Source organism: Desulfothermus sp. (assembly GCF_053993635.1).
This window is the reverse complement of sequence record NZ_JBMYBT010000069.1, coordinates 1-13,987: the sequence shown is the minus strand read 5'-3', so window position 1 is coordinate 13,987 and position 13,987 is coordinate 1. Positions and strand designations below refer to the sequence as shown.

Here is a 13,987-nt window from a genome sequence, read left to right as displayed (position 1 = left end):
TCCCTCTTTCTGTTCACTAAATATTGTTCACTCTAGGTCGAATGCTGAGTTGACAAAAAAACATAAAACTTTATGATATATATAAGTGTTTGTTAGCAGGAGGTAAGGATGAAAAAAGTATTAAACTATCTTTTACTGTTTTATTTTTTAATTACAGTTCCCTGTTTTGCTGAGAAGACAGGTTTTACTCAGGAAGACAGGGAAAGACTAGTGCGGTTAGAGGCTACCCTTAATGTCTTTATGCAGCAAGTAGATAAGCGATTTGAGCAAGTGGATAAGAGATTTACTGAGCTACGGGAAGATATGAATAAGAGATTTGAGCAAGTAGATAAGAGATTTGAGCAAGTAGATAAGAGATTTGAGCAGATGATGAATTTTTTATGGATGTTAGTGGGTATATTTACCACACTTACTGGAGTAGTAATAGGATTTGCATATTGGGACAGAAGAACTATTGTTCGCAAGGCCAGAGATGAGGCAATAGAGGCAATAGAGAAGGAAGGGAGTTTGAGGGATCTTATCAGGGCACTAAGGAATCTTGCTTCAGAAGAGAAAAAAGTTGCTGTAGTGTTAAGGAATTTTGGGTTGTTGTGATTCCCCTCTTTCTGTTCACTATTATTAAGAGCAATTCACTACCATTAGAACATAACTCCCTGCTGAAAAAAAGGATTGAAAAGCTTTTCTTCGTGTACAGTGGTTGCAGGACCATGACCTGAATAAATTACTGTATCTCCAGGAAGGACAAATACCTTTTTCCTAACTGAATCTAAAAGCTCTTCCAAACTTCCACCTGGAAAGTCTGTCCTGCCGATGGACCTTTGAAATATCAAATCCCCAGAAAACAGGGCCTTTGATTCTGGAAAGTAAAAAGATAAACTACCAGGGGTATGCCCAGGGGTTGAATAGACATAAGCTGTTTCCCCTAGCCAATATACTTCTCCCTCTTCTAAATTTTTATAGGTAAATGGTGGAACTTTTGGGAAACCAAACATCCCTCCACCTCCACCAACCTGGGCCTTTAAAAGGAAATCATCCTTATTTGAAGCAAGAATATCCACTGAAGTGGCGTCCTGTAGGTCTTTATTTCCCAATATGTGGTCAAAATGAAAATGGGTGTTTAAAATAAATTTTAAAACCAAATTGTTTTTCTTTAAAAAATTCAAAACAACAGAAGGATCACCACCTGGGTCTATAACTATTGCCTCAACTGAATTATGCACAACATAACAATTTGTTTGAAGCGGCCCTAAAGGAAAACAAGATACTTTTAACATTATATCTCCTCCAACAATAATTCTTTTAAAGGTTTTCTCGATGACTTACCCTCCTGAGCTGGATATCCAAGGGCTATTACAGCCATCAGACCATATTTTTGTTTATCCAATTTTAAAATCTCTAACACCTTTTCTTCATTGTTTAAAATTTCCCCAAGCCATACAGCCCCAAGGCCCATGGCATGGGCAGCAAGCAACATATTTTGAATACAAGCCCCTATGGCCTGGTGATCTTTTGTTTCATTATACATAACTTGCTTATCAATCAACACCACTACTAATTTATTTGCACGAAGAATTATCTTGCCATATTTTGTACAGGTAGCCAACGACTCCTTTCTAACATCATCCTTTGATATAACCAAGAACCTCCATGGTTGATTGTTCATGCCACTTGGCGCCCATCTGCCTGCTTCTAAAATGGTCTTTATGTTGTCTAGAGGTATATCTTTTTCCTCAAATTTCCTGATACTTCTTCGTTCCCTGATAACTTTCATTATAATATCTATCATTTAAGCCTCCCTCTTGTTTAAATATAAAGACCAAATTATCTCTAGACAAGGTTTGAAAAAGATATTATTTTGCTCAAAAAAATACAAGTCCAAAATATTCTCTGGTACTAACGGTGATACACGAGATTGATATTTCATTTCAGGACATACTAAATAACAAGAAATTCATAGCAGATCAAATAAGTAAATTTATTAAAATCAAAAACCTCTCCATTTATCTTTTAAATAAACCTTCTCCTAGTGAGATCAAAAATAAAATCCAAGTAGATTTATCAAATGAAACAAAACAGATACTAATAAAACTATCTCTCAGTAATGCTTCTGAATTAATAGTAATTGCCATAGACTTATCTGATTTTGATTTTATAAAAATCCCTAAAGAACATTTTATTAACTTTTTTGAATTAATTTTAGAATATATTGCCCTTAAAAAAAGGTCAATGTTTGAAAGAGATCTTCCATGCCTGCATTTTAAAGCTTTTCTAAACAAATTAAGTTTAAAAATAGAGCATGTAATTTCCCATTTAACTATTGATTCTAAGGAACTTATTGTCTCAGATATAGATTTTCCCCACGGAAGTTTTTATGTTGTTGGGTTAAAACTTTTAAATAGTGAAAAATTACTGAGTGAAATGGGTTTTAAAAACTGGAATTCTAAACTGAGAGATATAATTAAAATTATAAAAGATTCTCTTAACAATGAAGAGATTTATTTTGATATACATAGCCATATTCTTTTTGCTATTATCAATAATTCTATAGATGGAATTCATAACATGCATTCAACATTGGTTAATATATGCAACAGTATAAATAGCCCTGAAAAATTTTTCGATTTTAAACCAGTTACTTTATTTTTGAAATATCCTAACAACATTCCTGGATATTTATTTAAAATGCATTCTGTTGATCTTGCCTATGAAATTTTAGATATTTTAAAAAAAGGTGTTAAAATTTTACAAAGTAGTAAAAATCCAGACCATCCAGTATCCATTAACTATATTCTCAATAATTGTGCTATTGTCAATAAAATAATCAATATGGACACTGTTAATATAAATATTGGCGAAGATTTTGGCATTAAGTGTGGTCAATATTTTCAGGTTTTTGATTGTGAAACAAACCAATTAAAGGCTGAATTAATTATATCAAATAGCTCAAGAAATCATTCAGTAGGTGATATAATAATCAGACACAATCCATTTAAATCCATAAAGATCGGAGATACGTTAAAATCAATTCAGGACTATCCAAAAGAAAAAACTTACAGACCTATTTACAAAAATTTTATAATCAGCTTTTATAATAAATCTGAGAAATTTAGTAGATTTTCCATATTACATATTATTGGTCCTAAAAATATTTTTGAACGTATTTCAAATATATTAAAAAAAGAGAAAATCGATATATATACAGAATATATTGGAGCAAAAAAATACATATTTTTAGCAAACGATTTTAGAATCACTAAAGAAGATCTTATATTTCAAGAATTAAAACGCATAGCATATTCCCATAAAGATGTAAAAATAGGAATAACAAACTATCCCTTACTAGACCTAAACAGATTAGAAGCAATTAGATCTTCAATAGACTCCTTGGAACACGCATTACTTATCCCTCATCCCAAAATCGCCATTTTTGACTCAATAACATTCAATCTAAGAGCGGATAAATTATTCATAAAAGGGGATATTTACTTGGCCACTCAAGAATATAAAAGGTCTTTGATGATGGATCCCCAAAACCATACAGCTTTAAATTCCCTTGGGGTATGTTATGCAAAAATAGGCGATTTTGTAAATGCACTAAAAATGTTCAAACAGGCGTTAGGCGTAAAAAATTTAGCGACCTATTTCTATAACCTAGGGTCTGTATATATGAAACTAGGTGATCTAAACAGGGCAGAAAAATCCTTTTTAAAATGCATTGAAATCGACGAAAAACACGTTTTCGCCATAATTAGACTTGCTCAGATTTGCGAACTTAAAGACCAGCTTGAACTGGCACAAAAGTGGCTTAACAAAATTGACCCAAATGGATATCCCTATCTCTACACTCTCCTTGCTAATTTATATCTAAAAAGGGGCCAACAAGAAATGGCAAAAAAATATCTGGAGTCTGCCATTAGACTAAACCCAAACGATGCTTCAGCAATTTTTTTATTGGGAAAACTATATATAGAAAAGCTAAATGACAAAAATACCGGCCTCTCACTAATCAAAAGAAGCATTTATCTAAAACCAGAAAAGATCTCCTACAAAAATTACCTGAAATCCTTTTTATAAAAAATAAAGAAAAATTTAAAAATTATTAATTTATTAAAAAACAAAATGTGGAAAACTTTTTGAACAATTGTGGAAATTTTTGTAGATAACCATATTCATCCTCAATATTCCTGGATATATGGACTCAAACAAATTTCCATAAAGAATGGCTTAAAAGAGAAAATGGTCATTATATCAATAGATTACAATAATGCAGAATTATCGAGCCATCACTTCTCAAAAATCAGTTAATATGGATTTGATAACTTAAAAAAAATTTGTATAGTCATCTCCATGAATGGTTACTGGCAGAAAATCAAAGATAATCTGGAAAAATCCATAAAAAGTGGCTTGTTTCACCTCTGGATAAGACCCCTAGAGGGAGAGCTGCAGGACAACACTCTGCATCTATATAGTCCAAATGATTTCATAACTAGCTGGGTTAAAGATAGGCTACTTAAGAAGATAAAGGAAGTAGCGGAGGAAACCCTTGGGCAAAAAATAGATGTATGTGTTACCACCAGGTCAAATGGAAATTCACAAGCTGTTGTGAAGAAAACTAATCTAAAAATTTCTACACAACTCCTTCCAGTAAGAAAGGAAATTAATAATATAACTCCAACTCCAGCATGGAGATATTCTTTTAATGATTTTGTGGTTGGTCCGCAAAATCAACTTGCGTATGCGGCCTGTAAGAGTATATGTTACGGACAAAAACTTGATTTTGGCACCTTATTTTTGACATCCTCCCCTGGCCTTGGAAAGACTCATTTAATACACGCTGTTGGGAATTTTATCACACAAAACAAACGAGGAGATCTTAATATTGTATATGTATCTTCAGAAGAATTTGCAAACCAGCTTGTATGGGCACTTAGGAGCAGAGAAATAAACGAGTTTAAAAAGTACTACAGGGAAAAAGTTGATATCCTCCTTTTAGAGGACATCCATTTTTTTCAGGGCAAGGGCAAGATGCAGGAGGAGCTTCTCTATCTCATAAAATCCATGGAAGAAAACGGAAAACTTGTTATTTTTTCTTCATCCTTTCTACCAAAGGAACTAAAAGATATTGACTCTCAGCTCACCTCATATTTTTGTTCTGGCCTTATTGCTCCAATCCATAAACCAGATTTTGATCTAAGACTAAAGATCATCAAAAAAAAGGCTACTATTTACCAAATAAACATACCTGATCACGTATCCAAGTTTGTTGCATCAAAAATAAAAACAGACGTGCGGCAACTTGAAAGCTGCATTAAAAACATGGCACTAAAGGCAAAGCTCCTCAATATGACTATTAATATGGACATTGCCAGGGAAATAATTCAAAACCACGCAGACATAGTAGAAACACCTTCAATTGATCAAATAATCAAAACAGTATGCTCGGTATTTGAACTTTCTCCAGAGAACCTAAAATCCCGTTCAAGAAAAAGAAATATTGTAGTTGCAAGAAATACAGCATTCTATCTTGCCAGAAAATATACAGATTTAACTCTAAAAGAAATCGGCAGATTGTTTAATCGTAGACATTCAACAGTAATAAAGGGCATCACCAATATAGAAAAGGAGATGTACAAGGATACTCCCGTAGGAAGACAACTGCATCGTATAATAGAGAGATTTGAAAATTAATAATCATTAAACTGGACTTTGTTAGGCAAAAAGCGATCAAAATGGGAAAAGTGTGTGTGATCAGTGTCAATTACACACACTGATCACTCACACTGATCACCGGGAAATAAGTTTTACTTGCCACATCCAACTAAAACATATCTTCTCCAGCCTCTTCTATTGTTTTATCAATAGTCTGTTTTAACTCTGGGGGAAGGCCTAAAATATCTACATTTAAAAATCCTCTAACAATAGTAGACGTTGCCTCGTCTTCATCAAGCCCCCTGGCCATGAGGTATTCAATCTCTTCTTGGGCCACTTTTCCAACTGCTGCTTCATGGGACAGCTCAACACCAGATACTGTGCCCTCTAACTCAGGAATTGCATGGATTATTCCATCTTTTAAGATTAATCCCTTACATTCTAAATGTCCTTTTGCTGGGACAGCGTTTCCCTGGATATATCCAGGGGCCACAATGGTTCCTCCAGTGGTAATAGTCCTGGATATAACTTCAGCCTTTGTATTAGGCGCATTTAAGACCATCTTTGTACCTGCATTTATATATGAGCCAGGAGGTGCAACAATGATGGAGCTAGAAGTAGCTATAGCTCCTTTTCCATTTAAATAAATAGTGGGATAGAGTTGAACACTTTTTACAGGTTTAAGTAAAATGTAATTATTAACTAAAACACCACCCTCTTCAATAGTATACACAGACCTTGGCCTTACATGCACATTTGATCCCCAGTTGTGGATCATTGTAAATGTCAGTTTTCCACCTTTTTTTACAAAAATTTCTGAAATCCCCAAATGAAGAGCTGCCTTAACATCATGGGCCACTGAACAACCAGTAATTATGTGAAGCTCAGAATCCTCTTCTACGATAATTAAATTATGTACATTTTGCCCTACGTTTTCTCTTTTGATAAATAGACAGGACTGAACAGGATTTTGAATTTTGGCTCCTTTTTCTGTTTTTATAAAATATCCCCCATGGAGCTTTTTGTATACTGACTCTGTATATTCGTCTTTACTTGGATCAACTAGTTTCCAGTAGTAATCCTTCAGTCCATTGTATTTTTTTAAGGCATCTTTTATATCTAAAACTTCAACACCCTTCTCACAACTCTTACAAAGGGCCTTTTTATGATCCACATGCAAAAAACTAGCGCTCCTTTGTCTTTCCTCCACGTCAATGCCAGCCATAAGCAAATTTTCTCTATCTTTCTCATCTATTTGTCTTAAGTCATCAATTTCTACACCCTCTTCCCCATCAAAGACAAATTCTTCTAGATTTAGATCTTCTTTTCCTTTTACATCAGGCATTTCACACACTCCTTGTATCCATATTTTCTTATCTGTTCCAAGATATCCCTTGGCCTTGCTTCACAGCACAACACCCCATTATACATAACCATTCCACGATCAGCGTTTATATATTCCAATATATATCCAGTATGTGTTATTATAAGACCAGATATTTCTTTTCCTTCCTTTAATTTTTTCATAGAAATACCAGGTTTAGGAGTCAATTTTTGCCCAAGGAGTTCTTTAACTATATCACCTATTAAGGCCATGTTCTCTAAATCCACTCCAGACTCAGGCTCGTCAAATAACAACAATTTAGGCTCCTGGGCCATTAATTGGAGTAGTTCAGAGCGCTTGATCTCTCCCCCTGAAAAACCAAGGTTTATATCCCTGTCTAAAAAATCCTCCATCTTTACTTTCTTTGCAAGGGCCTCAATATCTATGTCTTTATCCCGTGCGCACAACTTTACAAGGTCCTTTGTCCTTAATCCATTAATTGTGGGGGGACGCTGAAAGGACATGCCTATCCCAAGCCTTGCCCTTTCATAGGTAGGCATGTAGGTTATATCATGCCCCCTAAAGATTATCTTGCCCTTTGTGACCTTGTAATTGGAAAAACCCATAATAGTCATAAGCAAAGTTGTCTTTCCTGAGCCATTAGGCCCAAATAGAATAAATGTCTCGTTTTTGTTAATTGAGAGGTTAACCCCTTTTAAAACCTCGTTCCCTCCTACCTCTACGTGTAGGTCTTGTATTTGTAACATACAATCCTCCAAATATTTCTTATGCTAATCCCTTCTTGAATTTTCAGGAAGGTAATGTCTTACTTATAAATTGTCAAAATTTTATATAGGGAGGAGCTGATTTTTGTCTAAAATATTAGACTCTTCAAACTCAGAAATGATTTTCATAAGGCTTTTTAGCCTGATTTTCCTGAGTATTTTGTGCAAAGTAGCAACCTTCGCCTTTGTATCTTCTATAAGATAAGAATTGTCTATAATTATGTCACAATGTTTTAATTTCTCCTTTTGGGGAAGTTGCCACTTATCCACTTCTAGCACCTGCATCTTGCTCCATCCCCTGATGTTTTCAAGTCTTTTTATGCGAATGTTATCTGAACAAAATACTCCAACAATTATATCAAATATAGACCTATTAGGTGCTTTGTCCCATCCAGCCTCAGCTAAAAGGGGAACTTCTAATATAACCATATTCTTTGTTTTATTTTTTGAGATAAACTTCATCATATCCTCAAACACCAGGGGATGGATTATATGTTCTACTTCCTGTTTAAAATTTTTGTCCTGACTCATTTTCATAAACAGCTTTTTTTTATTTACAACACCCCTTTCTTCATCCACAAACTCAAGCCCAAAACTCCTTTTAATCATTTCATAGCCAGAATTTCCTCTTTTATACAAAGACTCAACAGCCCTATCAGCACTCCAATAAGGCACATTGTCCTTTGCCAGAAGTTTAGCCACCATAGATTTTCCACAACCAACTCCACCTGTAACCCCTACAACCATTGGCCTTTTCTTGGATAAATACAAAAGTAGTCTGAAAAAATCCTTTGGCACCTTTGATATAAACTTAAGTTCCTTTTTAGAAATAGGATGTTTAAAAATAATCTTCCATGCATGGAGCATTTGTCTCTTTGCCAAGGCGCTTATTATCTTATTTTTAACTAATTTTCCCTTTGAATACAATTGATCCCCTAATACTGGATGGCCAATATGGGAGAAATGCACCCTTATCTGGTGTGTCCTGCCTGTTAATATCTCGGCCTCTATCAAACTCAAATTATAATCCTTGAACTCATAAATAACCTTGTATCTTGTAATAGACTCTCGTCCCTCATTTTTATACACCCTCATCTTTGTCTTGGACCTATGATCCCTGTCCATAAAAAATTTCAACTCACCTTGTTTTTTCTCCAGTATCCCTATAACAATTGCAAGGTAGTTTTTTTTCACTTCTCTTTTTGAAAATAGGTTCTTTAGGATATCCTGAACTTTTTTTTGTAGGGCAACCACCATAAGTCCTGTTGTGTCCTTATCCAACCTGTGAACAATCCCAGGCCTCTCACCACCTAAATTTCTTATTTGGGGGAATCTATTTAAAAGATAATTCACAAGTGTTATATCTTTACAAGAAGGCGCTGGATGAGTAACCAACCCTTTTGGTTTGTCTATAACAGCCAGGTACTTATCTTCATAAACAACCTTTAAATTTCCCTCCACTGGTTTGATATCATTGGATTCACATATAAATACCTCTATTAAATCTTTGTCTGAGACCTTTATAGAAGGCTTTATTAATTTACTATTATTTAAAAAGACCTGTCCTCTTTCTATTAATCCTTTTATACCTTCTCTAGAATAACCAAAATTACTTAATTTTTCATGTAAAAATTTATCGATTCTAATAGAGCCTTTTGTATCTGGTCTATATAAATATCTTTTCATAAAATCTCTATTCAAGGTTAAAATTCCTTTTTATTTTAATCTCAAAATCCATACCTTTAACCATAAAATTGTGTAAATACATTCTAGGTAGAAAAAATTTATCTCTTCCATATAAAGGATCTCCAACAATTGGATGTCCTATATAAGATAAGTGCGCTCTTATCTGATGTCTCTTACCCTTTTTAATTATTGCTTCAACAAGGGTTTTATTCTCTTCTTTAAAAAATTTTTTAGGAATAATAATTGTATGTCTGTTAATGTCTTTATCTTGTTCATCAAATACTAAAACCTTTTTTCTTTTACATTGATTGATTTTATTTTTTACTATAACTTCCTCTTTTATTTCTCCATGAACAATGGCTATATATTTTTTATCTATGGCACCTATATTTTGCATGGAAAGGTAGAGGTCTTTAGATTTTTCTGAAAAACCAAAGAGTAAAATACCACTGGTCAAAAAGTCCAGCCTATTTAGCAAGAAAATCTTTTTATTATAAAATTTTTCTAATATATCTTCCATATTTGGGCTATTTTTACCCTTAGCTGAATGTACAAAGGGGGGTTTAACTGTCCCATAAATTAAGTTATTTCCTTTAATAACAATGGGTTTTATATCAAAACACACATCTTGTTCTAGGATTTCAATGAGATCCCCCCTTTGGACTATCTTCTTTCTCTTTTTACAAATAATGCCATTAACTAATATTCTTTTTTCATTAATAGTTTGTTTTATCCACCTAAGCCCTTTTGTTGTATTCTCCCTCAAAAAAGCATCCAGATAAGTTTCTTTATCTGCTATGAATTTGACCATTTTTCAATCTCTTTGATCTGCATATTCCTCAAAATTTCTCCAGACTCAGGACCAAGTCCTTTGTATTCATCTGGTAGTTTAATTTGTTTTATCTTCATTAGCAGAAAATTTACCTTATCCATATAATTATTTTTTGTTATTTTTTCCATAACATAAAAAAAAGACTCCTCCAATCCTTCTCTATCCAGTGAATATAATAAATCCCTTTTAATATCTGGCCCTGCTGAGAAAAATTCCATTGCATTTAAATAATTTTTTATAAAACTCACACCACCTGATATAATCTTTTTTGGAAGGCCTATTTTATTGCTCATGTTTTTAAATGCTTGTGTTGCATTGTTTATGTTATCATAGTTTTTGACAAAACCATAAGCAAGACACATCCATGCACATATCTCATTTGCGTTACATGTGTCCATAACAGCCATCCACTCTTTATTTTCTTTTAAACCCTGAAGCTCAGAAAACCAGTAACCAGTTGCACCTGTTTTCATTAGCAGGGAGAAGAAATTTGATGGTTTTTTAGCACGGATGGCTTTAAGTACTTCCTGGGCAACCCTTTCTTTTGCTATTTTTTTCATAAGGCTTTCATCTCTACCCACTTTTTTGAGTATTTCATAAGAATATTTTTCAATGGAAAAATCAGGTAATTGGGCATAAAATCTTGCAAGTCTAAGTACCCGTAATGGATCCTGTTTAAAATTTTCTAAAGAAATGGCCCTTAAAATTTTGTTTTCCAGATCGTCTAAGGCAAAAGGGTGATAATAGAGTTTCTTGTTTTCATCTTCTGCAATGGCGTTGATGGTTAAATCCCTGGACATCAAATCATCCATAATATTATCATATTCAGATATAGTATACTCGTTTCTGCCAACCAGATACACTGAGACCTTTTTCCCTACTTTTTTTGCCCTGGGAAATCTTTTAAAAAATTCTTCTTCACTACACCCAAACACCACAAAGTCTCGATCTTTACATTTTTTCCCAAGGAGTTTATCCCTAACGCAACCACCCACTAGATAGATCTTCATATTTAATATGTCCTTAAAGAGAATTTATTTTTATTGAAAAACAACAAAACAAAATATAACATAGGCAAGGATTTAAAAGATTAATCTATACTGTTGGAGATGTAAATATGAAGGATATCATAAAATGTCCTATATGTGGTGGAAATATAGAAATTTACAAAAATCCCCTCCCAACTGTGGATGTGATAATATACACAGAAAATAAGGAAGTACTTTTAATTAAGCGGAAAAATCCTCCTTTTGGTTATGCCCTACCTGGCGGATTTGTAGATGTTGGAGAGACTCTTGAAGAGGCTGCAATAAGAGAAATAAAAGAAGAAACAGGCCTTGATATAGAGATAGAAGCTGTTTTTGGGGTATATTCATCTCCAGATAGGGATCCAAGAAATCACACCATAACCACTGTATTTATTGCCAAGCTCCCAAAGGGACAAAGCCCCATAGCTGGAGATGACGCAAAAGATTTGGGCTTTTTTTCTTTAGATAATCTACCTGAGATGGCATTTGACCACGAAATAATCTTAAAGGATTTTTTTGCTCGTTTTAACATCCTTAAAAAAAATACAGTGTCCAAGGGAAGGAGTATTTTTTTATAATTTAAAGGAGGATTGGTGTATTGGTGTATTAGTGTATTGGTTATTGGTGTATTGGTTATTGGTGTATTGGTTATTGGTATATTGGAGGATTAGTGTATTGGTTATTGGTGTATTGGTGAAAAACCACTAACCACTATACCACTAACTACTATACCACTAACCACTATACCACGGAGCTAGGATATTTTCATGATAATAATCACAATGGGAGATCCAAATGGCATAGGCCCTGAGCTAATATGCAGGGTATTTTCTAATCCTCTTTCCTTTAAAGACAATTTTCTCATAATAGGGCCTCAAATCTGTCTTGAGTACTACTCTAACCTTTTTTCTATAAAAAGATTTTGGAATACTATAAAAAATATAGATGAAGCTAAAAAAAACAAAATCAGTCTATATTCCAATGGATTGGATGATTTCCCATTCACCCCAGGAGTTCCATCTAAGGAAAGTGGTTATATAAGTGGAAGGATACTGGAAGTTGCTACTCATATCTTAAAAGAAAAAAAATCTTCTGCAGTTGTAACCTGTCCAATAAATAAAAAGTCTTTAATGGATGCTGGTTTTGATTTCCCTGGCCATACAGAATTTTTTGCAAATAGATTTGGACTATCTAAAGATGATGTGTGTATGCATCTTGCTGGACCTAAACTTAGGGTATCACTTGTAACTACCCATCCTCCATTAAAAGATGTTCCTTTCTTGATTAATAAAGAGAAAATATTAAGGTGTATTCTGCTAACAGAGGATATGTTGATAAAATTGGGAGAGAATAAAAAGCCAATTGGGGTATGTGGCCTAAATCCCCATGCAGGTGAAGGGGGTAAAATTGGCTCTGAAGAAATAGAAATAATTGAGCCAGCAATAGAAGCTGCAAGAAAAAAGGGGATAGCAGTAAAAGGGCCATATCCTGCAGACACCTTATTTTACAGGGCATATGCAGGAGAATTTTCAGCTGTATTGGCCATGTACCATGACCAGGGATTAGGGCCGTTAAAACTTATTCACTTCAGCGAATCTGTAAATATCACTTTGGGTTTGCCAATTGTAAGGACTTCTGTAGATCATGGAACCGCATATGATCTCGTAGGAAAGAAAAAAGCCAAAACAACCAGTCTAATTATGGCAATTAATCTGGCTATACAATTAAAAAAGTCTGATTATGCTTATTGAGCAAGTTTTTTCTGGGCGTATTTTAACATTTTTTCAGCTTCCACAAATTTAGGATTTATCTCAAGGGCCTTTTTGGCAATCTTTGCAGCATCTTCCCATTTTTTTTCATCAATATACACTCGTCCTAAATTAAAGAGGAGATATTCATCATCTGGAGATTTAGACACGGCTTCTAAAAACACCTTTGTTGCAAGATCCAGATTCCCAGCTCGTCTTAATGTGATCCCCATTTTATTTAAGAGATAAATTGCATCAGGGTCATTTTTATAGGCATCTTTTAGGTATTTGAGTGCCTGTTCAACCAAGCCCTCATCCATGTATATGTCACTTATGGCGAGTTTTAGGTCTGTATCTTCCTTAAAGGTCTTAATTAGACGTTTAAATACCTTTTCAGCTTCCATATATTCTTTTTCTTTTAGGTGTTTTCTTCCCTTTTCAAGCTCCCTTGACTTTAGTTTTTCCAACTCTTCTAACTGTTTTTTAGCCTCTTCTATTGAGCTGGCCTGAAGTTCTTTAATGGCCTCCTTTAAGTTTTCCCAGAGTTCTTTTTCCTTTCCCTCTGTGTATTCAATGGGGATTGGGTATTGCTGAACAAATTCTTTATTAATCTTTAATAAATAAACAGCATCTTGAAGTTTTTTTTGAAAATCCTGTTTTTCGTGCTTTAAAAGAGGGGTCTTTAGAAAAATGGTGAGGGCGTCCTGGATACTCATAAGAGCCACCAAAAACTTCTTCTTTTTTAACAACGTAGAAACTGAACTCAGCTTTGATCTTGCCTTTGCTATTTCCGACATGAATGCCCCCTTAAAAAACTTAAAGAATCAACATACTCTTCTTACCATTTCAGCAAAATCTTTAAAAAAATAACGGGAATCATGTGGCCCTGGTGCAGCCTCTGGATGGTATTGAACTGCCATTATTGGCAATTTCCT

Annotated in this window: 14 protein-coding genes; 5 read left to right on the top strand and 9 right to left on the bottom strand. The window is 34.1% G+C overall.

Going from position 1 to position 13,987, the window contains the following annotated elements; all coding sequences use genetic code 11:
* Positions 1–108: 108 nt before the first annotated feature.
* Positions 109–594: a hypothetical protein gene (locus ACY2V1_RS05450; RefSeq protein WP_461833784.1), complete on the top strand. Its 486-nt coding sequence runs from the start codon at positions 109–111 to the stop codon at positions 592–594.
* 44 nt (positions 595–638) lie between these two features.
* Here the strand turns inward: ACY2V1_RS05450 and ACY2V1_RS05445 are convergent, their stop codons facing one another.
* Positions 639–1,274: an MBL fold metallo-hydrolase gene (locus tag ACY2V1_RS05445; protein ID WP_461833783.1), complete on the bottom strand. Its 636-nt coding sequence runs from the start codon at positions 1,272–1,274 to the stop codon at positions 639–641.
* Entirely contained in the window at positions 1,274–1,786 is a 513-nt protein-coding gene (locus tag ACY2V1_RS05440; protein ID WP_461833782.1) for a nitroreductase family protein, read from the bottom strand. Before ACY2V1_RS05440 ends, ACY2V1_RS05445 begins: the two co-directional genes overlap by 1 nt.
* 113 nt (positions 1,787–1,899) lie before the next feature.
* Here ACY2V1_RS05440 and ACY2V1_RS05435 point away from each other — a divergent pair, with 113 nt between their 5' ends.
* Together ACY2V1_RS05435 and dnaA are read left to right on the top strand one after the other, a co-directional pair.
* Positions 1,900–4,074 (top strand): tetratricopeptide repeat protein, encoded by a 2,175-nt coding sequence (locus tag ACY2V1_RS05435; protein WP_461833781.1) that lies wholly within the window; start codon positions 1,900–1,902, stop codon positions 4,072–4,074.
* 273 nt (positions 4,075–4,347) lie between these two features.
* A complete protein-coding gene (gene dnaA / locus ACY2V1_RS05430) occupies positions 4,348–5,688 on the top strand; it encodes a chromosomal replication initiator protein DnaA (protein ID WP_461833780.1) in 1,341 nt (446 codons plus the stop codon).
* A 130-nt stretch (positions 5,689–5,818) separates the two neighbouring features.
* Here dnaA and ACY2V1_RS05425 read toward each other — a convergent pair whose 3' ends face one another.
* The 5 genes from ACY2V1_RS05425 to ACY2V1_RS05405 form a co-directional block, all read right to left on the bottom strand.
* The gene (locus ACY2V1_RS05425) at positions 5,819–6,994 is read right to left on the bottom strand and encodes a SufB/SufD family protein (RefSeq protein ID WP_461833779.1); all 1,176 of its coding nucleotides are present in this window, start codon (positions 6,992–6,994) and stop codon (positions 5,819–5,821) included.
* Positions 6,982–7,740 carry an ABC transporter ATP-binding protein gene (locus tag ACY2V1_RS05420; protein WP_461833778.1) on the bottom strand — a complete coding sequence of 253 codons (759 nt, stop codon included), beginning with the start codon at positions 7,738–7,740 and terminating at the stop codon, positions 6,982–6,984. The genes ACY2V1_RS05425 and ACY2V1_RS05420 overlap by 13 nt, the downstream gene beginning before the upstream one ends.
* An 81-nt stretch (positions 7,741–7,821) precedes the next feature.
* On the bottom strand, positions 7,822–9,444 hold the full coding sequence (coaE, locus tag ACY2V1_RS05415; protein WP_461833777.1) for a dephospho-CoA kinase: 1,623 nt from the start codon (positions 9,442–9,444) through the stop codon (positions 7,822–7,824).
* A gap of 7 nt (positions 9,445–9,451) precedes the next feature.
* On the bottom strand, positions 9,452–10,255 hold the full coding sequence (locus tag ACY2V1_RS05410) for a pseudouridine synthase (RefSeq protein WP_461833776.1): 804 nt from the start codon (positions 10,253–10,255) through the stop codon (positions 9,452–9,454).
* Entirely contained in the window at positions 10,240–11,286 is a 1,047-nt protein-coding gene (locus ACY2V1_RS05405) for a tRNA nucleotidyltransferase/poly(A) polymerase-related protein (protein ID WP_461833775.1), read from the bottom strand. Before ACY2V1_RS05405 ends, ACY2V1_RS05410 begins: the two co-directional genes overlap by 16 nt.
* A 107-nt stretch (positions 11,287–11,393) precedes the next feature.
* Here ACY2V1_RS05405 and ACY2V1_RS05400 point away from each other — a divergent pair, with 107 nt between their 5' ends.
* Together ACY2V1_RS05400 and pdxA are read left to right on the top strand one after the other, a co-directional pair.
* Positions 11,394–11,882, top strand: a complete 489-nt coding sequence (locus ACY2V1_RS05400) for an NUDIX domain-containing protein (RefSeq protein ID WP_461833774.1) — start codon at positions 11,394–11,396, stop codon at positions 11,880–11,882.
* 189 nt (positions 11,883–12,071) lie between these two features.
* On the top strand, positions 12,072–13,055 hold the full coding sequence (gene pdxA, locus ACY2V1_RS05395) for a 4-hydroxythreonine-4-phosphate dehydrogenase PdxA (protein WP_461833773.1): 984 nt from the start codon (positions 12,072–12,074) through the stop codon (positions 13,053–13,055).
* On the opposite strand, the gene ACY2V1_RS05390 is transcribed toward pdxA, so the two are convergent.
* Both ACY2V1_RS05390 and ACY2V1_RS05385 read right to left on the bottom strand, forming a co-directional pair.
* Positions 13,049–13,849: a tetratricopeptide repeat protein gene (locus ACY2V1_RS05390; RefSeq protein WP_461833772.1), complete on the bottom strand. Its 801-nt coding sequence runs from the start codon at positions 13,847–13,849 to the stop codon at positions 13,049–13,051. The two genes, pdxA and ACY2V1_RS05390, sit on opposite strands and share 7 nt — an antisense overlap.
* A 27-nt stretch (positions 13,850–13,876) precedes the next feature.
* Positions 13,877–13,987 (bottom strand): glutamine amidotransferase-related protein (locus ACY2V1_RS05385; protein WP_461833842.1); only part of this gene is annotated, 111 nt, incomplete at its 5' end.